This window comes from Pseudomonas oryzihabitans (assembly GCF_014522265.1).
GTDB classification, from domain to species: domain Bacteria; phylum Pseudomonadota; class Gammaproteobacteria; order Pseudomonadales; family Pseudomonadaceae; genus Chryseomonas; species Chryseomonas aestiva.
The window spans coordinates 2,543,511-2,562,796 of sequence record NZ_CP017024.1; the positions used below are offsets into that span (position 1 = coordinate 2,543,511).

Annotated in this window: 19 protein-coding genes; 11 read left to right on the forward strand and 8 right to left on the reverse strand. The window is 66.1% G+C overall.

Translation table 11 applies throughout. From position 1 onward, the window contains the following. Positions 1 to 4: 4 nt before the first annotated feature. Together BGI51_RS11800 and BGI51_RS11805 are read right to left on the reverse strand one after the other, a co-directional pair. Positions 5 to 970, reverse strand: coding sequence for a hypothetical protein (locus BGI51_RS11800; protein ID WP_187978449.1), 966 nt, complete (start codon positions 968 to 970; stop codon positions 5 to 7). 62 nt (positions 971 to 1,032) lie between these two features. Beyond that, the gene (locus tag BGI51_RS11805) at positions 1,033 to 1,632 is read right to left on the reverse strand and encodes a LysE/ArgO family amino acid transporter (protein ID WP_158889420.1); all 600 of its coding nucleotides are present in this window, start codon (positions 1,630 to 1,632) and stop codon (positions 1,033 to 1,035) included. 99 nt (positions 1,633 to 1,731) lie between these two features. On the opposite strand from BGI51_RS11805, the gene BGI51_RS11810 reads away from it, so the two are divergent. The 3 genes from BGI51_RS11810 (at position 1,732) to BGI51_RS11820 (ending at position 4,673) form a co-directional block, all read left to right on the forward strand. After that, a complete protein-coding gene (locus BGI51_RS11810) occupies positions 1,732 to 2,619 on the forward strand; it encodes a LysR family transcriptional regulator ArgP (RefSeq protein ID WP_133863018.1) in 888 nt (295 codons plus the stop codon). 81 nt (positions 2,620 to 2,700) lie between these two features. After that, positions 2,701 to 3,645 carry an NAD-dependent epimerase/dehydratase family protein gene (locus tag BGI51_RS11815; protein ID WP_187978450.1) on the forward strand — a complete coding sequence of 315 codons (945 nt, stop codon included), beginning with the start codon at positions 2,701 to 2,703 and terminating at the stop codon, positions 3,643 to 3,645. Positions 3,646 to 3,818: 173 nt separating this feature from the next. Next, the gene (locus tag BGI51_RS11820; RefSeq protein WP_187978451.1) at positions 3,819 to 4,673 is read left to right on the forward strand and encodes an ATPase; all 855 of its coding nucleotides are present in this window, start codon (positions 3,819 to 3,821) and stop codon (positions 4,671 to 4,673) included. On the opposite strand, the gene BGI51_RS11825 is transcribed toward BGI51_RS11820, so the two are convergent. From BGI51_RS11825 to BGI51_RS11840, 4 genes are all read right to left on the reverse strand, one after another. After that, a complete protein-coding gene (locus BGI51_RS11825) occupies positions 4,654 to 5,718 on the reverse strand; it encodes an ion transporter (RefSeq protein WP_187978452.1) in 1,065 nt (354 codons plus the stop codon). The two genes, BGI51_RS11820 and BGI51_RS11825, sit on opposite strands and share 20 nt — an antisense overlap. Continuing rightward, positions 5,715 to 6,275 carry a cob(I)yrinic acid a,c-diamide adenosyltransferase gene (locus BGI51_RS11830; RefSeq protein WP_187978453.1) on the reverse strand — a complete coding sequence of 187 codons (561 nt, stop codon included), beginning with the start codon at positions 6,273 to 6,275 and terminating at the stop codon, positions 5,715 to 5,717. The genes BGI51_RS11825 and BGI51_RS11830 overlap by 4 nt, the downstream gene beginning before the upstream one ends. A 180-nt stretch (positions 6,276 to 6,455) precedes the next feature. Next, the gene (locus tag BGI51_RS11835) at positions 6,456 to 8,477 is read right to left on the reverse strand and encodes a sensor histidine kinase (protein WP_133863013.1); all 2,022 of its coding nucleotides are present in this window, start codon (positions 8,475 to 8,477) and stop codon (positions 6,456 to 6,458) included. Between the two features lie 43 nt (positions 8,478 to 8,520). Further along, positions 8,521 to 9,435, reverse strand: a complete 915-nt coding sequence (locus BGI51_RS11840) for a putative 2-dehydropantoate 2-reductase (protein ID WP_187978454.1) — start codon at positions 9,433 to 9,435, stop codon at positions 8,521 to 8,523. Positions 9,436 to 9,559: 124 nt separating this feature from the next. On the opposite strand from BGI51_RS11840, the gene BGI51_RS11845 reads away from it, so the two are divergent. Then, entirely contained in the window at positions 9,560 to 10,039 is a 480-nt protein-coding gene (locus tag BGI51_RS11845; RefSeq protein WP_133863011.1) for a YajQ family cyclic di-GMP-binding protein, read from the forward strand. Positions 10,040 to 10,143: 104 nt separating this feature from the next. After that, positions 10,144 to 10,980, forward strand: coding sequence for a mechanosensitive ion channel family protein (locus tag BGI51_RS11850; RefSeq protein ID WP_405046463.1), 837 nt, complete (start codon positions 10,144 to 10,146; stop codon positions 10,978 to 10,980). 7 nt (positions 10,981 to 10,987) lie between these two features. Here the strand turns inward: BGI51_RS11850 and BGI51_RS11855 are convergent, their stop codons facing one another. Together BGI51_RS11855 and BGI51_RS11860 are read right to left on the reverse strand one after the other, a co-directional pair. Beyond that, complete coding sequence (locus tag BGI51_RS11855; RefSeq protein WP_158889438.1) at positions 10,988 to 12,703, reverse strand: AmpG family muropeptide MFS transporter; 1,716 nt, start codon at positions 12,701 to 12,703, stop codon at positions 10,988 to 10,990. A 28-nt stretch (positions 12,704 to 12,731) separates the two neighbouring features. After that, positions 12,732 to 13,070, reverse strand: coding sequence for an MGMT family protein (locus BGI51_RS11860; RefSeq protein ID WP_133863008.1), 339 nt, complete (start codon positions 13,068 to 13,070; stop codon positions 12,732 to 12,734). Positions 13,071 to 13,310: 240 nt separating this feature from the next. Here BGI51_RS11860 and BGI51_RS11865 point away from each other — a divergent pair, with 240 nt between their 5' ends. From BGI51_RS11865 to BGI51_RS11890, 6 genes are all read left to right on the forward strand, one after another. After that, positions 13,311 to 14,318, forward strand: a complete 1,008-nt coding sequence (locus BGI51_RS11865; RefSeq protein ID WP_133863007.1) for a DUF481 domain-containing protein — start codon at positions 13,311 to 13,313, stop codon at positions 14,316 to 14,318. 151 nt (positions 14,319 to 14,469) lie between these two features. Then, on the forward strand, positions 14,470 to 14,928 hold the full coding sequence (locus BGI51_RS11870) for an FxsA family protein (RefSeq protein WP_133863006.1): 459 nt from the start codon (positions 14,470 to 14,472) through the stop codon (positions 14,926 to 14,928). 189 nt (positions 14,929 to 15,117) lie between these two features. Further along, positions 15,118 to 15,411, forward strand: coding sequence for a co-chaperone GroES (locus BGI51_RS11875; protein ID WP_007161933.1), 294 nt, complete (start codon positions 15,118 to 15,120; stop codon positions 15,409 to 15,411). Positions 15,412 to 15,450: 39 nt separating this feature from the next. Next, a complete protein-coding gene (groL, locus tag BGI51_RS11880) occupies positions 15,451 to 17,091 on the forward strand; it encodes a chaperonin GroEL (RefSeq protein WP_133863005.1) in 1,641 nt (546 codons plus the stop codon). A 175-nt stretch (positions 17,092 to 17,266) separates the two neighbouring features. After that, positions 17,267 to 17,941, forward strand: a complete 675-nt coding sequence (locus BGI51_RS11885; RefSeq protein WP_187978456.1) for a response regulator transcription factor — start codon at positions 17,267 to 17,269, stop codon at positions 17,939 to 17,941. Positions 17,942 to 17,943: 2 nt separating this feature from the next. Next, on the forward strand, positions 17,944 to 19,233 hold the full coding sequence (locus tag BGI51_RS11890; protein WP_187978457.1) for a sensor histidine kinase: 1,290 nt from the start codon (positions 17,944 to 17,946) through the stop codon (positions 19,231 to 19,233). Positions 19,234 to 19,286: the final 53 nt, after the last annotated feature.

The following is a 19,286-nucleotide window of genomic DNA, read 5'->3' on the forward strand; positions in this document are numbered from 1 at the left end:
CAGCTCAATCCTGCCGCTGGCTGGCGGCCTCCTGCAGATCGCCGGCGATGTCGGCGAGGCGGCGACTGACCTCTTTCAGGACCTGTGGATCGATCGCGCGCGCGGGCTGACCCGGTTCGGTCAGCAGCTGACTGGCCAGCAGGGCGCTCAGGGCGCTGACCTCGCTGGCCTGATGACGCAGCTCGTGGGTGTGCTGGACGGCGGCGTCGCGCAGGAGATTGGTGCTGAGGGTCAGGCGGCCCAGTTCGTCATCGCGCCCGCCGGGCAGGCGCTCGCCGAAGCGCCCGCGCGCCAGCAGCCCCAGTTGTCGGGCGCAGGTCACCAGCGGATCCACCAGCCGCCGCTCCACCAGCCTGACCCCCAGGAACAGCAGGCCGCCGCCACAGAGCAGCAGGGCCAGGCCGGCGAGCAGGATGTCGCGCTGGGCCTCGGCGCGGATGGTGGCGATCTGCGCGGCGGTACGGCCGTGCAGTTCATCGACCAGGGCGGCGAAGCCTTCGGCGGTCTCGCGGTCGATACCGCGGACCTCGGCATCGCCGCGGCGTGGATCGCGGTCATGGGCGAGATAGGCGGCATGGCCGGCGCGATAGCGCTCGCCCAGACGCCCGTGCTGGGTCCGCAGCGCCTGGAGTCGCGGTTGCAACTCGGGGTCGACGCGGGTGGCCAGCTGTTGCAGTCGCTGATCGACCTCGGCTTCGCGGGTTAGAAAGGCCTGCCAATAGCGCTCGGCGGTGTCGGCATCGCCACCGCGCAGGAGAAAGTTCTTCCACTCCTGCACCTGGATCTTGAAGGTCAGGTGGGTGTCGTCGATCTCCACCAGCCGCTCCAGCGGGCCCTCGATCAGGTGCTGGTAGCGGTGCAGTTCGCGGGAAAGTAGGGCGAAGCCGGCCAGGGCGATCAGCAGCATCAGCAGCAGACTGCCGCCGAACAGGAGCAGGCTCTGGCTGCGGAGCGAGCGGGCGAAGGGCATAGGGACTCTCGACAGGAAACGCAGAGCCGCAGCTTAGGGCGCTCGCCGGGCGAAGGCCAGCCTCAGGTCGAGACCAGCAACTGCACCGCGACGGCAAACATCACCCCGGCCACCAGCAGATCGATCAGTCGCCACACCCCCGGACGGGCCAGGTAGGGTGCGGCCCAGGCCGCGCCCAGGGCAAGTCCGAAAAACCACAGCATGGAGGCGGTGGCGGCGCCGAACACATAGGCCAGGGGCGCGGCCTGCTGGCTGCCCAGGGAGCCCACCAGCAGCACCGTGTCCAGATAGACATGGGGATTGAGCAGGGAGACGGCCGCCGCGGCGAGCAATGCCTGCCGCCGGCTGCGCGGACTCGTGGTCTCCAGCTTGTCGATGGCCGCCGGCCGCCAGGCCCGGCGTAGCGCCTGGGCGCCGTACCAGAGCAGAAAGGCCGCGCCGCCCCAGCGCAGGATGTCCACCAGCAGCGGGCTGTGCTGGATCAGCGCGGCCAGGCCCAGCACGCCGGCGGCCACCAGGATCACGTCGCAGGTGAGGCAGAAGGCGGCGATGGCCAGATGGTGCTCGCGGCGCAGCCCCTGAGCCAGCAGATAGGTGTTCTGGGCGCCCAGCGCCATGATGAGACTGGCCATGGTCAGCAGGCCGGTAAAGTAGCTGTTCATTGCAAGGGTGTCGCCTTGTTGTCCAGGAATGGCTGCCACCTTGCCGGGTCTGGGTGTATAAGAAAAACCAATATTCCTTATGCAGCATTAGCTGAATCGATGATCGACTACAAGTTGCTGGAAGCCCTGGCGGTGGTGGTGGAAGAGGGCGGCTTCGAGCGGGCGGCGCGCCGGCTGGGCCTGTCGCAATCGGCGGTGTCCCAGCGCATCAAGTTGCTCGAAGCCCGGGTAGGCCAGGCGGTGCTGGTGCGGGAGACACCGCCCCAGCCTACCGCGCCGGGTCTGCGGCTGTTGCGCCATATCCAGCAGGTCCGGCTGCTGGAAGCCGATCTGGGCAGCGAGGTGCCGGGACTGGCTGAAGAAGCGCCGCAGCGGCTCCGTATCGCCCTGAACGCCGACAGCCTGGCCAGCTGGTGGCCGGCCGCGGTCGGCCCCTGGCTGGTGGAGCAGGGGCTGCTGCTGGATCTGGTGGTAGAGGATCAGGACGTGGTGCTGCGCCGTATGCGCGCGGGCGAGGTGGCGGCCTGCCTCTGCGCCAGCGGTCAGCCCCTGGCGGGCGCCCGGGTGCGATCCTTGGGCGCCATGCGTTATCGCGCCGTGGCCAGTCCGGATTTCTGTGCCCGCTGGCTGACAGGGCGGCCGATCGCCCAGGCCCTGGTGCGCGCGCCCGCCATCGTCTTCGGTCCGGACGACCGCCTGCAGCACCGCTATCTGGAGCAGCTCGGTGTCACCGCGCCCTTCGACTACCACCTCTGCCCGTCCGCCGAAGGTTTCCAGCAGATGGCCCTCAGTGGTATCGGTTGGGGTCTGCTGCCCGATATCCAGAGTGCGGCCGCCCTGGCCAGTGGTGCCCTGGTGGATCTGGCGCCCGGTCACTGGGTGGATGTCCCGCTGTTCTGGCATCACTGGCGTAATGGCGGTGTCGCCCTGCAGGCGCTGACCCGCCATCTGGAGGGCGTCGCCGGTCAGTGGCTGGTGCGCGACTAGCGGCGCCTGTCGAAGGCTTTGGTTACACTGGTCCCTGGGTCGCCCTCGGCGACCGCGGACAGGTTCGGGAATCCCAGCGACATGCGTATCTTGATCACGGGCGCCAGCGAGGCGCTCGGTGCGGGTCTGGCCTGCGATCTGCTCGACCGCGGCCAACTGGTGCGGGTGCACGGCCGCCCCGGCGCGACCCTGGACGCCCTGGTCGAACGCGGCGCCGACTACCACCCGGCCTTGCTCGACCAGCCCGCGCAGGTGGTGGCGCTGTGCGACGACATCGACGCCATCGCCCACTGCACCGACGTGGCCGGCGTGCCGAGCGCCGCCGATCTGGATCATGGTCAGGTGCTGATCGAAGCCGCCCTGCAGCAGCAGGTCGCGCAATTCGTCTATGTGTCGTCCGCGCGCCTCTACGAAAGCGGCGGCGAAGCGCTCAAGGAAGACCAGGTGCCGGCCAAGCCCAGGAGCCGCGAGGCCCAGCGCCGTCTGCAACTGGAGCGCCTGGCCCTGGCCGCCGGTGAATTCGGCCCCCAGGTCACGGTGTTGCGGCCGGCCCAGGTGCTCGGCCTGGCCGATCGCGACTGGGCGCGCTGGTTGCTGGAGCGGGCCAAGGCCAGGCAGCTGGGACGCAGCGGCAACGGTCTCAATCGCTGGGACTTCACCAGCGCCGGCAACCTGCGCAAGGCCCTGGTGACCTTGCTGCTCAGGCAACCCGCCGCCACCCACGGCAAGGTCTTCAACCTCAGCGATGGCCAGCCCCTGGTGTGCTGGGACGCGATCAACTTCCTGCTGCGCCGCTTCGAGCTGCCGCCAGTCGTCGAGCGCAAGGCCTTCGATCCCCGGCGCCTCTATGCCCGCTTGCGCACCCCGGGTCATGAATCCTGCTGGCCCGAGTTGCTCGACAGCGCCTTCACCCTGGACATCCGCGCCGCCCAGGAGGCCTTCGGCTACCTGCCCGAGGCCAGTTCCTGGAGCGCCCTGGAAGAATATCGCCCGCGGGCGCCCCAGGCCCATAGCGGAGCGGTCTAGCGGCAATCCTCAGCGCACCCAGGGCAGGGCATGCTGGCGCTTTGCTATCGACGCAGACTGCGTTTCGGCGCACGCTCCCGGGGCCAATCCGCGTGCCGGCTGCCTCGCGTCCATGGCGACGGCCGTTATACTGGCCGCGATTCCGTCTTCCTGCCTCTGCTCACAGGTCTGCCATGCGCAACGATCTTCTCGATGAAATGGATAACGTCCCGAGTCTGACTCCGGAGCGCGACGATCGCCGTCCCGGCAGTCGGCGTCCGGTCGAAGCCGAAGAGGTCTATCGCGAACCCGCTGCCGGTCACTCCCGCCCGGTACGCCGCGGGCCCTCCACCGCGCCGCTGTGGGTGCTGGTCGCGGCCCTGACCCTGGCCCTGGCCGGGGTCGCCTGGTGGAGTCATCAGCAACTGGTGCTGATGCAGGAGCAGGTGGTGGCCACCCAGGAAAACTTCGCGCGCATCAGCGAAGACGCCCAGGGTCGCCTGAGGGACATCTCCGGCAAGCTGGTGGAGAGTGAATCCTCCGGCACCACCAGTCGCGAGGCCCTGCTGCTGCAGGTCAAGACGCTGCAGACCAAGGTCGCCGAACTCACCCGCCAGCAGCAGGGGGTGACGGACAACCAGCAGGCCCAGGACAACCGTCTGCAGAACCTCTCCACCGCGGTGCAGACGGTGCAGACCGGCAGCGACGAGGTGGATACCCGGCTCAAGGCCCTGGCCGAGGAGCAGACCACACTGAAGAACGGCCTGGCGCAGACCGCCAGCCTGAGCGAGCAGGTGGCCAGCCTCAATGCGCAGAACAAGGCGCTGCAGGCCGACATCGCCGCGCTGAAGAAACCCAGCGCCCAGAACCAGGCGCTTGGCGAGATGCAGCAGGACCTGCTGGTATTGCGCAGCGAACTGGACGCCCGCCCGGTGGGCCCGGACAGCAAGGAATTCGACGCCTTCCGCCTGCAGACCACCCGCAACATCACCACCCTGCAGACCCAAGTGCAGAATCTGCAGCAGCAGATCAGCGCCGGGGCGCGTTGATCGGATCGATCTCGTTGCGCTGCCACTCCTGCGGCCAGAGTTCGCCATCGAGCTGATCGAGCCGGCGCTGCAGGACCTTCTGCTTGAATACCTCGAGGATCTCCACCAGCACCTCGTCCAGGGCATTGTCCTGGGCGCCGCTGGGCAGACTCTGATCGAAGCCGTGATCGGCCAGGCGACTGGCCAGGGCGCGGAAGTCGCGGGTGCGCAGACTGGCCGCCGCTTCCCGGACCAGGCCGTTGACGATATCGGTGAGCACCCCGTCCAGGGTGTCGGCCAGGCGCTCACCCATGGGCAGACGCTTGAGCCGGGCCAAGTCGGGATTCTCGTCCAGGGCGCCCTGCACCACGTCGCCGACCAGGCGTTCCAGGGTGGCGCGATTCTGGCTGTAGCCCTGTTCCACCATTGCCTGGATGCGCAGCGCCATGCCGTCGATCAGCCGCTGCTTGCGCGGGCGGATGACGCGGTCGATCACGCTCTGGGAGAAGTCGTCGCGGGTGTTGAGTTCGTCCTGCAATTCGCCGCAGATCTTGATCATCACCCGATCCGAAAGGTCTTCCATGAGCAGCTGGTAGTAGTGGTTGAACAGCCGATAGGGCCGCCAGCCGCGCATGTCGATCAGCCCCAGGCGCTGCAGGCGCAGGAGCAGCGAGACGATGCGCAGCGCCCGCAGCAGGCGGAAGCCGCCCAGGGGAATGCAGCCGAGCACGTCGTACCAGTGGATGAAGGGATAGTGGTACCAGCGGGCATGGCGGCGCTCGACCACCGCCACCAGCCAGCCGAGCAGCACATCGGCGAGGAAGAAGGCGACGAACACCAGGTCGATGCGGGTGAAATGGGCATGGATGCGTTCGCCATAGAAGGCGTGGAAGCCGGGCAGCACCGCGGCCAGGGCCTGGTTGAGCGGTCCCAGGGCATAGAGGCTGTCGAACAGGATCAGCGCCAGGTTCACGCAGACCAGGATCAGGATCAGGCCGTCCCACAGCGCCAGCAGGCCCTCGTGGCGGCGCGGTGGTGGCGCGGCGGGTGCGGCCGGCGCGCTCATGGCCGTGCGGCCTGCCAGAGCACCTCGCTCAGCCCCTGGCGCCGAGCGACGATTCGGGCGGCGACGAACAGCAGGTCGGACAGCCGATTGAGATAGGGCAGGCCCTGGCCTTCCAGCGGCTCCACCGCGTGCAGGCTGCGGCAGCGCCGCTCGGCACTGCGGGCCAGGGTGCGGCAGACATGGGCCTGGGCCACGGCGCGCGAGCCGCCGGGCAGGATGAAGTTCTCCAGCGGCCCCAGTTCGGCGTTCCAGTGATCGATGGCGCCTTCCAGGCGCTCGATCTCCACCGGCTGCAGGGCGCGATAGCTGGGCATGGCCAATTCACCACCGAGATCGAACAGCCGGTGCTGGCAGGGTGCCAGGGCGTCGCTCACCTCGGCCAGGCGGGTATCGTCCGCCAGCTCGGCGAGCAGCAGACCCAGGGCACTGTTGAGTTCGTCCACCGCGCCGATGGCCTCGATGCGCGGATGATCCTTGGGTACCCGGCTGCCGTCGGCCAGGCCGGTATCGCCGGCGTCGCCCTGGCGGGTGTAGATCTCAGTAAGGCGAAAACCCATGGCGCAGCTCCTGATGAGGTTCTAAGGGCTTGTCTGAGAAGTCGCCGAGCGACGGTCAGGCAAGGCAAAAATCGGTGAGGAAGCGGAGTTCACGAAGAGTAAATGAGCATTCCGACCGGGCTGGCGATCCAGGTGATTTTTAACGCAGCATGGCCGAGCACAGGCACTTTTCAGACAAGCCTAGGCTGTGTCGAAGTCGGCCTGGATGAGCGGCAGGCGCAGGGTGAAGCAGGTCCCTACGCCGGGCGTGGAGTGCACCTCCATCTGCCCCTTGTGGTTGTTGGTGATGATGAAGTACGACACCGACAGGCCCAGACCGGTGCCCTGGCCCACCTCCTTGGTGGTGAAGAAGGGCTCGAAGATGCGCTTGCAGATATCCTCGGGGATACCGATGCCGTTGTCTTCCACCTGGATCTCCGCCCAGCCGCCGCGCAGCCTGGTGCGCAAGGTGATGCGGCCGTATTCGCCTTCTTCCTCGTCGTCGCGCAGGTGGATAGCCTGGGCGGCGTTCTTCAGCAGGTTGAGCAGCACCTGCTCCAGTTCATTGCCGATCACCGGCACCGGCCCCAGTGCCGGATCGAATTCGCGGATGATCGACAGGGTGCGGAAGTCGAAGCCTTCCGCCAGGTCGAAGTCGTTGCCGGCGATCTCGATGGCCTGGTCGATCAGCGGCGGCAATTCGCTGGCTTCCATCTTGCGATTGCTGCGCCGGCTGAAGGCCAGCATGTGGCTGACGATCTTGGCCGCGCGGCTGCCGGCCTGGTGGATGCCGTCGAGCAGCCGCGGGATCTGCCGGCTTTCCAGGTAGCAATTCACCGCATTGAGTTCGACGCCGGATTCGGCGGCCTGCTCGAGATTCTTCGGCAATTCCGGCGACAGCCGGCGGCGGATGTTCTGCACGTTGTGCAGGATGGCGCCCAGGGGATTGTTGATCTCGTGGGCCATGCCGGCGGCCAGGCCGCCCACCGAGAGCATCTTTTCCGACTGCACCATCATCTCTTCCATGTTGAGGCGCTGGGTGATGTCGTCGATGCGGATCACCACGCCGCGCCCGGCGCCGCCCATCAGCGGGTAGAAGGTCAGGGTGTAGTGGCGCGGGGTATCGGTCAGCGCCCAGGTCACCCGCTCCACCTTCTCCACCCGCAGCAATTCGGCGGTGCGACTCAATTGCGGCAGGAACGGCTTGAGCGAGGGAAAGGCAAGAAACACCGGCTGGTTCAGGGCTTCGTCCAACTGGGTGCCGGAGAGGTGGGTGGCTTCCTGATTCCACTGGGTCACGTAGAACTGCTCGTCCACCGCGATCAGCGCCGAGGGCATGGAATCGATGATGCTGTTGAGGTAGTTCTGGAAGCCGGTGAGCTTCTTCTCGATCTTGCCGCGGACCTGTACCTCCAGTTCCAGCTTGCGGTTGGAGCGGCGCGTCTCCTCGGCCAGGCTCTGGGCCTGCAGCACGGCGTACTGGGCGTCGTCGCGGGCGCGCTTGAGTTGCTGCTCGCGGCCCTGGATGCGGCCGAGCATGGTGTTGAAGGATTCCGCCAGGCGACCCAGTTCGTCTTCGCTGCCCTTGCTGGCGCGCAGCGAGTAGTTTTCCTCGCGGGTCACCTGGCGGGAAAGTTCTTCCAGCTCGCGGATCGGCAGGGTGATGAGTCGCTTGATCTGTCGCGCCACCACCAGCCAGAGCAGGATGCTGAAGGTCAGGATCGCCAGGCTGGCGGTCAGGGTGCCGCGGTAGAAGGCGCCCGGCAGCTCGCTGCTGGCCACCAGCAGCAGATGCCCGGGCGGGCCCTCGGGGCGCGGCAGTTCCACCAGCAGGTTGGTGCGGAATTCCCGCAGGCGCCAGGTCTGCAGCTCTTCGAAGCGCGCGGGTACCTGCAGGCGATCGCCGTTGTGCAACTCGGCCAGGCGCTGGCCCTGGCTGTCGTAGACCGCGGCCAGGCGCAGCGGCGCATAGCCGTCCAGCTGGCGCAACTGCACCTGGGCCGCCTCCGGCGAGGCCAGCACCTCGCGACTGAGCACCGGGCTGGCGAACAGCCGGCCCAGGGTCTGCAGCGCCTGGGGCGCCACGCTTTCCTGGGAGATCCAGTAGGCGGCACTGATGAAGGTCACGTTGGCCACCACCAGCACCGCGATCATCATCACCAGCAGGGCGGCCAGCAACTTGCGGCCGACCGGGAGATTCTTCAGGCGTTTGGCGAGGATCATGGCGCAGCCGCGGCAACAGGGAAGCGGGCAGGGTAGCCCGCAGCTAGTCCTCGGGCAATCCGCGCTCCGCGAGCCGGGTCCGCAACCGCTGCTGGAGGTCCGTCAGATGCGGCACCGGCAGGCGCAGCCGTCCGGCGATCGGCAGGGCATGACCGAGCAGATGGCTCACCTCGGTGCGCTGGCCGCGCACCACGTCCTGCAGCATGGAAGAGCGGTTGTTGGCGGTGGCGGCGATCACCGCCTCGACCTCCTGCTGCAGCCCCTGGGCCGCCGGGGCGAGGCCCATGGCTTCCAGCAGGGCCGCGAGTTCGTCGCAGAGCGCCGCTACCTCCGCTGCGTGCTGGCGCAGCTCGCCGTTGCGGCAGCGATGCAGCACGGTCAGCGGATTGATGGCGCAGTTGATCGCCAGCTTGCGCCACAGCCGGGCGTCGATGTCTTCGGTCCAGCGCATCGGGAAACCCAGCTGGGTAAGGGTGTCCAGCCAGGGCGGCGGGGTATGGCTGCCGAGCTGGTCGCCGATCCAGATCTGCCCGGCGCCGGCCGCCATCACATGGAAGTCGGTCTCGCGATAGGCCCCCTCGGTGGTGCTGGCTCTCAGGCAGCGCGCCCGCGGGACCCGGGCGGCCACGGCATCCTGGCTGCCCAGGCCGTTCTGCAGCAGCAGGATCTCGGCCTCCGGTTCCAGGCGCGCGGCGACGCTGGCGATGGCTTCTTCGGCGTCATAGCTCTTGCAGGCGAGGATCAGGCGGCGGATCGGATTGCCGGCCTCGGGCGTCTCGGCCGGCAGCGGATAGAGGCTGGTGGTGTCGCCTTCGCTGAGTTGCAGTCCGCCGCCGGCGCGATACTGCGCCAGGCGTGTACGGTCACGCAGGATCAGCCGGACCGGTTCGCCACCGCGAAACAGCCGCGCCGCCCAGAGTCCGCCGAGACTGCCGGCACCCAGTACGTGCCAGCTCACAACTGTGACTCCAGGGTGGATTCGCGGGGCATGGTTGGATTCCTGCAAGGCTAGGGTCAGTCGTTATAATGGTCGGTCATGCCGCAGCGTCAAGGCTGCCCCATCGCAACCGAGGAGAAAATCCATGCCTTCCTTCGACGTGGTATCGGAGCTGGACAAGCACGAAGTCACCAATGCCGTCGACAACGCCATCAAGGACCTTGATCGCCGCTACGACCTGCGCGGCAAGGGCAGCTTCGAAGCCAAGGACCTGACGGTGACTCTCACCGCCGATGCCGACTTCCAGCTCGAACAGATGCTGGAGATCCTCAAGGTCAACCTGGCCAAGCGCAAGATCGACGTCCAGTGCCTGGAGGTCAAGGATGCCTATGCCTCCGGCAAGTCCGTCAAGCAGGAGACCGTCCTGCGCGAGGGGATCGACAAGGAGCTGGCGAAGAAGATCGTCGCCCTGATCAAGGACAGCAAGATCAAGGTTCAGGCCGCCATCCAGGGCGAGCAGGTGCGCATCACCGGCAAGAAGCGCGACGAGTTGCAGGAGGTCATCGCCCTGCTGCGCGGCCAGTCCCTGGACATGCCGCTGCAATACCAGAACTTCCGTGATTGAGCTGACTCCCTTTAGGGTCGCCGCCGAGCGCGGCGGCATCTGACTGAAGAGGTAACAGGAGACGCCGTTTGGATATCGAAAACCAATACAACCACCTGCTGGCGATGACCGCGGGCTGGCTGCCCATTGTCCTGCAGTATTCCGGCCGGGTGCTGCTGGCGCTGCTGACCCTGGCCATCGGCTGGTGGTTGATCAATAAGGTCTCGGCCAAGGCCAGCGGCCTGGCGGCCCACCATGGCGCCGACCCGGCGCTGCTGAGTTTCCTCGGCAGCCTGGTCAGCATCATCCTCAAGATCCTGCTGGCGGTCAGCGCGGCGTCCATGATCGGCATCGCCACGACCTCCTTTGTCGCCATCATCGGTGCGGCCGGTCTGGCCGTGGGTCTGGCACTGCAGGGCAGCCTGTCGAATTTTGCCGGCGGTGTGCTGATCCTGACCTTCCGCCCCTTTCGCGTCGGTGAATTCATCGAAGCCCAAGGCGTGATGGGGACGGTGAATTCCATCCAGATCTTCCACACCATCCTGCTGACCGGGGACAACAAGACCGTCACCATCCCCAACGGCAATCTGTCCAACGGCATCATCACCAACTACTCGCGCCAGCCCAAGCGCAAGGTGATCTTCGATGTCGGCGTGGATTACGAGGCCGATCTGCAGAAGGGCCGCGAGGTGCTGCTGGCGCTGGCGGAAGACTCGCGGGTGCATCGGGATCCGGCCGCCGAGGTGGTGGTATCGGCCCTGGGCGACAGCGCCATCACCCTGTCGCTGCGCTTCTGGACCGACAGCGGCGACTACTGGCCGCTGATGTTCATGCTCAACGAGCAGGTCCGCGACCGTCTGGGCGCGGTGGGTATCGGCATTCCCTTCCCGCAGCGGGTGGTGCACTTCGCCAACACTGCACCGGTCGCTGAGGCGCAGGGCGAGTCCAGCCCCGCCGCCTAGGTCCCGCTCAGCTCCCGCCGGTCTTGACGACGGCGGGATCGCGCCGCTGACGCAGCCAGAGCACGGCGATCAGCAGCAGCGTCGGCACCCCCATCAGCGCGGTCAGTGAGAAGAACGAGCTGTAGCCGACGTGCTCGACCATGGCCCCCGAATAGCCACCCAGCAGGCGCGGCAACAGCAGCATCAGCGAGCTGAGCATGGCGTACTGGGTGGCCGAGAATCTGAGGTTGGTCAGACTCGACAGGTAGGCGACAAAGGCCGAGGTGGCCATGCCGCCACTGACGTTGTCGGCGCAGATCGTGGCGATCAGCAGCGGCACGTTGGCGCCGGTGGAAGCGATCACCACGAACAGCAGATTGGTCAGCGCCGAAGCGGCGCCGCCGAGGAAAAGGATCGGCAGGATGCCTACCCGGGTGATCAGCACACCGCCCAGGCCCGCGCCGAACAGGGTCATGAACACCCCGAAGATCTTGCTGACCCCTGCGATGGTTTCCTTGCTGTAGCCCACGTCGATATAGAAGACGCTGGCCATCACCCCCATGACCGTGTCGGACAGCCGATAGGTGGAGATCAGGCCGAGCAGCAGCAGCGCCTGCCACTGGTAGCGCTGGATGAATTCGGTGATGGGCGTCAGCACCGGTGCCATCAGCCGGCGCCCCGGCGCGGTCAGGCACAGCCAGACGATCAGGCCGTACATCAGACCGCGCGGCCAGTAGCCGCCGGCCAGGGCCGACAGGCCGCCGGTGGCGGCCACGATCAGCACGATCAGCAGGATCACCGAGACCATCTGGTGGACGAAGTCGAAGCGTGGCAGTTCTTCGGCATTGGCCGCATCGCGCAACCGCAGGGGCTCGCGCATGCGGCGCATGAGATCGCTCAGCGGCTTGGAGCAATAGCGGCCCCAGGGCGACAGGCAGCCGACGATGAACAGGCTGTAGAGCAGGGCGCGTGGCCAGGCCTGGGCGATGGCGGCATTGATGGCGGCGGGGATGGAGATCAGCATCACCAGCAGCAGGGCAACCGCCACCAGCTGGTGATTGAAGCCGAAGCGCGATTCCGCCATGGCCATGGGCGCTACCGGCTCGGGTTCGCGAATCAGCACGCTGGTCACCAGGCCCGGCAGCACCAGGAGGGCGAACAGCATGTAGGTGGTGGCCCAGGCGCTCTGGCTGTAGCCCAACCGGGACGAGCCCAGCTCCTCGGCGAGAAACAGCGCGCCGGCGCTGGCCAGCAGGGCGGCGATGCGATAGCCGGTCATGTAGCAGGCGGCCAGGGCGGCCTGGCGATCGTCGTCGGCGATTTCCAGGCGATAGGCGTCCACGGCGATGTCCTGGGTGGCCGAGGCAAAGGCCACCAGCACGGCCAGGGCGATGAGTTGCTCCAGGTGCTGCTGCGGATTGCACAGCGCCATGCCGATCAATCCCAGGCCCACCAGGATCTGCGACAGCACCAGCCAGGAGCGTCGCCGCCCGAGCTTGCCGATCAGCGGCAGCTTCCACAGGTCGAGCATGGGTGACCAGACCCACTTGAAGGCATAGGCCAGGCCGATCCAGCTGGCATAGCCGATGGTCTCGCGACTCACGCCCGCTTCGCGCAGCCAGACCGACAGGGTGGAAAACACCAGCATGGCTGGCAAGCCCGCAGCGAAACCCAGCAGCAGCAGGGCCAGGCAGGCCTTTGACTTGTAGGTGGTGACGGCTTCACGCCAGAAACGTGCAAACATGCCCTTGGGCTCGGAAAAAACGCGCACTCTACTCGACACTCTCAGCTGGATTCCACCGGTACCGACGCATGTCCACCCGGTCCTCGTGCAGCAGTACACCCTCGGCCCGCAGCCGCTCGCGTTGCTCCCGGCCAGAGGGGCTGTCCTGGGTCAGGCTCGGCCGGCCATCCGCCGCGATCACCCGATGCCAGGGCAGGGCACTGCCCTCCGGCAGACGCCCCAGCACCCAGCCCACCCAGCGGGCTCCGCGACCGAGCCCGGCGAGTTCCGCCAACTGGCCATAGCTGACCACCCGCCCCGCGGGAATGGCGGCCAGTGCCAGGAAGACGGCCTGGCGACGGGATTCGAGGGGAGGGGGTGCACGCATGACGCCCTGCTGCTCCGGGGGAGAAGAGTGCCAGTGTGCCGAAAAGTTTGGTTACGGTGGTGCTGAAACGTGTCGAGCTGCCGCATTCTCCCAAGACGTCCGACCTTTGGGCAGTATTTCCGGAAACTTGCCTAACTTTTACCCAGGAACGGTTGCGCGAGCCTCTGGCACCCGGATAATCGCGCCCCTCTCGTTTCGTTACCTTTCCACCCAAGTCCACCCAAAGGTGTCCTGGTGCCCATGCGTTTTCGATTGCTCTCCTCGCTCGCGCTGTTGTCACTCGCCTCCTTCGCCCATGCCGACACCGTCTGGCTCAAGAATGGCGATCGTCTGACCGGAACCATCAAGCTGCTGGACAGCAAGAAGCTGCTCTTGCAGACCGAATACGGCGGCAACATTCCCCTGTCCTGGGACAAGATCAAGACGCTGCAGCGTGACAAGCCCGTCATCGTCCAGCGCGGCAAGTACGAACCCGATTTCCCGGTGGAAAGCCTCAAGCCGGCCGACGACGGCCAGGTGGTGGTCACCACCACCGATGGCCAGCAGACCGTCCCCCTGGCCAGCATCACCCAGATCGTGCCGCCGCGGCCCTTCCTGCGCGACTTCGCCTGGAAAGGCAACATCGACGCCGGCCTGGACTACATCAGCTCCTCCGAGGACAGCCAGAAGTACGACATCGACTTCAAGACCCAGGCGCGGCATGGCATGTGGCGGCACAACGCCAACGGCAGCTACGACCGCTACAAGGCCAACGATACCGTCTCGACCAACAAGTACGATCTGCAATACGCCCTGGATCGCTTCTTCGACGAGAAATTCTTCTGGCAGGGCCGCGCCGAATACAAGCGCGACTGGATCCAGGCGCTGGCCAAGCAGCGGACCCTGGGTACCGGTCCCGGTTACCAGTTCTGGGACAACGAACTGGGTGCCTTCTCGCTCACCGGGCTGCTCAACCACAATCGCTACCAGTATGCCGACGGCGGCTCCGACCAGTTCCTCTCGGCGAGCATGAAGTGGGACTACAACCGCTATCTGTACGGTCAGACCATCCAGTTCTTCACCACGGGTGAACTGGGTCGTCCGCTGGACAACACCGCCAACTTCACCTTCGACGGCGATGTCGGCCTGAGATACAAGGTGACCAACTGGGCGTCGCTGAACCTCAAGGCGTCCAAGGAACTGACCAGCGGTGCCGAGGGCAACGTCAACCAGACCGAGTACACCGCCGGTGTCGGCGTGTCCTGGTAACCCGATATTTCCCTGACCCTGTGCAACCCCCTCAAGGCCGCGACTTTCGCGGCCTTGTCGTTTGTGCCGGGCGCCTGGCGGCGACCTTGAAATCGGCTCGACCGCCTCCATCTCCTGTCTTTCAACCGGCTTCCACCGTGAAGGACCTGAGATGCGCGTGACCGCCTTACTCTTCTTGCTGTTTCCCTTTGTGGAACTGGCCGTACTCATCAAGATCGGCAGCGAAATCGGCGTGCTCGCCACCTTCGCCCTGCTGCTGCTGAGCTTTCTGGTCGGCGTCGCCCTGCTGCGTGTCGCCGGCTTCACCACCCTCTGGCGCATCCGCATGCGCCTGGCCCAGGGGCAGATGCCCGAGCAGGAAGTCATCCAGGGCCTGACCCTGGCGATCGCCGGCGCCCTGCTGATCTTCCCGGGCTTCATCAGCGACGTTCTGGCGCTCGTCTGCCTCTTGCCGGTGACCCGCAAGGCCCTACTGGGCGCGGTGATCGGCCGGGTGACCCGGCGCAATCCCGGCGCCCAGGGCTATCAGCCGGGCGCCGGTCAGGGCGCGCCTCATCGCCCCGAGGTGATCGAGGGTGAAGTGGTGCACCGTGACGAGCAAAAACGCTAAAAATTTTGTCCTCCGCCCTTGAAATGCCTGGCGACAACCTCATGTAGCGGACACCGCAAGGTTGTCGCCGCAAGGCGAGCAGGTTTCGCGTCCTGTCATGCACGGGGCGCACCCGGCGCAGCCGGTAAAAACAAACTGCCGATGCAGTCATCGGCGCTGGAAACACTTAGAACTTTGGGAGATACGACAATGGCGCTTCGTCCTCTGCATGATCGCGTTGTGATTCGTCGCAGCGAAGAAGAGACCAAATCCGCTGGCGGCATCGTGCTGCCGGGCTCGGCTGCCGAAAAGCCGAACCGCGGTGAAGTGGTTGCCGTAGGCACTGGACGCGTGCTGGACAACGGCGACGTCCGTGCTCCGGCGGTGAAAGTGGGTGACAAGGTGGTTTTCGGTCCCTATTCCGGCAGCAACGCCATCAAGGTCGATGGCGAAGAACTGCTGGTGATGGCTGAGTCCGAAATCCTGGCCGTTATCGAAGGCTGATCCCCGCTCACTTTTCGAATTTCTTAGAGGAAACAGAACATGGCTGCAAAAGACGTCAAATTCGGTGACTCCGCGCGCAAGAAGCTGCTGACCGGTGTCAACACCCTGGCCGACGCGGTCAAGGCCACCCTGGGCCCGAAAGGCCGTAACGTGGTTCTGGAGCGTAGCTTCGGTGCTCCCCTGATCACCAAGGACGGCGTGTCCGTCGCCAAGGAGATCGAGCTCAAGGATCGCATCGAGAACATCGGCGCCCAGCTGGTGAAAGACGTGGCCTCCAAGGCCAACGACGCTGCCGGCGACGGCACCACCACCGCCACCGTGCTGGCCCAGGCCATTGTCACCGAAGGCCTGAAGTCCGTGGCCGCCGGCCTGAACCCGATGGATCTGAAGCGCGGCATCGACAAGGCCACCGCTGCCGTCGTCGCCGAGCTGAAGAACCTGTCCAAGCCCTGCGCCGACAGCAAGGCCATCGCCCAGGTAGGCACCATCTCCGCCAACTCCGACGAAAGCATCGGCAACATCATCGCCGAAGCCATGGAGAAGGTTGGTAAGGAAGGCGTCATCACCGTCGAAGAAGGCTCGGGCCTGGAAAACGAACTGTCCGTCGTCGAAGGCATGCAGTTCGACCGTGGCTACCTGTCGCCCTACTTCATCAACAAGCCCGACACCATGTCGGCCGAGCTGGACAGCCCGCTGCTGCTGCTGGTCGACAAGAAGATCTCCAACATCCGCGAACTGCTGCCGGTGCTGGAATCTGTCGCCAAGGCCGGTCGCCCGCTGCTGATCGTCGCCGAAGACGTCGAAGGCGAAGCCCTGGCCACCCTGGTGGTCAACAACATGCGCGGTATCGTCAAGGTCGCTGCCGTCAAGGCGCCGGGCTTCGGTGATCGTCGCAAGGCCATGCTGCAGGACATCGCCATCCTGACCGGCGGTACCGTCATCTCCGAAGAAGTCGGTCTGAGCCTGGAAAGCACCACCCTGGAGCACCTGGGTCAAGCCAAGCGTGTGGTCCTGAACAAGGAAAACACCACCGTCATCGACGGCGCTGGCGTGGAAGTCGACATCCAGGCCCGCATCAAGCAGATCCGTGCCCAGGTCGAAGAAACCTCTTCCGACTACGACAAAGAGAAGCTGCAAGAGCGTCTGGCCAAGCTGGCCGGCGGTGTTGCCGTGATCAAGGTTGGCGCTGCCACCGAAGTTGAGATGAAAGAGAAGAAAGCCCGCGTTGAAGACGCCCTGCACGCTACCCGCGCTGCCGTGGAAGAAGGCGTGGTGCCTGGCGGCGGTGTCGCCCTGGTGCGTGCCCTGGACGCGCTGAAGGACCTGAAAGGCATCAACGAAGAGCAGAACGCCGGTATCAACATCCTGCGTCGCGCCGTCGAAGCCCCGCTGCGCCAGATCGTGGCCAACGCCGGTGACGAAGCCTCCGTCGTGCTGGACAAGGTCAAGCAGGGCAGCGGCAACTACGGCTACAACGCCGCCACTGGCGAATACGGCGACATGCTGGAATTCGGCATCATTGACCCGGCCAAGGTGACCCGCAGCGCGCTGCAGGCCGCTTCCTCCATCGCCGGTCTGCTGATCACCACCGAAGCCATCGTGGCCGAGCTGCCGAAAGACGACTCCGCTCCGGCCATGCCCGACATGGGCGGCATGGGTGGCATGGGCGGCATGATGTAACACCCGCTCCGGCCCCCGGGCCGAGCCCAACCCCGGTGCTCCTCGCGGACACCGGGGTTTTTTATGGCCGGTCGCCGGCCCGCCCGCGCTGGTCGAGGCCGCCGGGGCCGGTTAGGCTCTGTGCCGAACAGACGACAACGAGGCCCGCGGTGGGCTCGGGCAAGAGGTCAGCGACATGCGTATCCTGGTGGTGGAAGACAACCGCGACATCCTCAGCAATCTGCTGGACTACCTCAGTCTCAAGGGCTACAGCGTGGATTGCGCCCAGGATGGGCTGTCGGGCCTGCACCTGGCCGCGACCGAGCACTATGACCTGCTGATCCTCGACATCATGCTGCCCGGCATCGATGGCTACACCCTCTGCCAGCGGCTGCGCCAGGATGCCCGCCGCGACACCCCGGTGATCATGCTCACCGCCCGCGATCAACTCGACGATCGTCTGGAAGGCTTTCGCTCCGGCGCCGACGACTATCTGGTCAAGCCCTTCGCCCTATCCGAACTAGCCGCCCGCGTCGAGGCGGTCATGCGCCGGGCCAAGGGCGGCGGGCGGCGGCAGCTGCAGGTCGCCGATCTCAGCTATGACCTCGACACCCTGGAGGTCAGTCGCGCCGGCAAGGCGCTCAAGCTCAATCCCATCGGCCTCAAGATTCTCGCCCTGCTGATGCAGAAGTCGCCCCATGTGGTGCGGCGCGAGGTGCTGGAGGAAGCGGTATGGGGCGAGGACTACCCTGACAGTGACAGCCTGCGCAGCCACGTCCACCAGTTGCGCCAGGTGATCGACAAGCCCTTCGAGCAGCCGCTGCTGCGCACCATTCACGGCGTGGGCTACAAACTGGTCGAGCAGGACTAGCCATGGAATATCACCTGAGCCTGTCGCGACGGATCGTCATCGCCTTCGTGCTGATGACCTTTCTGGTGGGTGGCGTCTTTGCCCTGGGGATCGTCGCCGCGGTGCATACCGTCGAGGAACGCCTGATCTCCACCGATCTGCACAATGAACTGGAGCGCATGGTGCAGCGCGACATGAAGCGCGGCGGCCAGCCGGTGCTGGACCCGGACATGCGCCTGTATTTCGTGCCTCTCACCGAGGTGGCACAGCTGCCAGCGCACCTGCGCGAGCTGCCGGCCGGCTTCAGTGAAGTGGAGGAGGATCAACAGTACTTCTATGCCTATGTGGCCGAGCTGGAGGGCAATCACTTCGTCCTGCTGCAGAACCAGAGCGATTTCGAGGCGCGCGAACGCCTGCTCTACAAGGTGGTGCTGGTCGGCTTCCTGATCAGCGTGGCCCTGGCCTGGCTGCTGGGCTGGGCCCTGGCGCGGCGGGTGATCGCCCCGGTCGTACGGCTGGCGCGTCAGGTGCGCCGGCGTGACCAGTTGCTCGATGTAACCCCGCCCCTGGCGCCGGACTACGCCAAGGACGAGGTCGGCGAGCTGGCCGGGGCCTTCGACGATGCCCTGGAGCGCCTGCGTGCTGCCCTGGCCCGGGAACGGCTGTTCACCAGTGACGTCAGCCACGAATTGCGTACTCCGCTGATGGTGATCAATTCCTCCTGCGAATTGCTCGAGGCCACGCCGGATCTGCCAGCGCGGGCGAAGGGTCCGCTGGAACGGATGACCCGTGCGGCGCGGGAGATGCAGGAACTGGTGCAGACCTTTCTGGCCCTGGCGCGCAACCAGGGCGACAACGACACCCAGGCCCCGCGGGCCACCCTGGCCGACGTGGCGCGGCGGCAAACGCAGGAGTGGCAGGCGGCGGTGGAAGCCAAGGGCCTGCAGTGGCGGCTGAGCGTGGCGCCGGGGGCTGACCAGGCGCTCTGGCACGAGCCCTTTCTGCGCTCGGTAATGAGCAATCTGTTGCGCAATGCGCTGCATTACACCGAGCGGGGTTATATCGGCCTGCGTGTCGGGACGGACGGTTTCGTGGTGGAAGACAGCGGCGTCGGCATCCCCGAGGAGCAGCGCGAGGCGATGTTCCAGCCCTTCGTGCGGGGCGCGGAGGGGCGTGGCGAGGGCCTCGGGCTGGGCTTGTCGCTGGTGCGCAGGATCTGCCAGCTGCAGGGCTGGCACGTGAACCTGGGTGAAAGCACGGCGGGCGGTTGCCGCTTCGAGATAGCACTCGGCACCGACAGACTAGCGGACTGAGGTTACAGAAATTTCACAAAGGCTTGACCGGGGTTTGACAGGGGGCCGGGTAG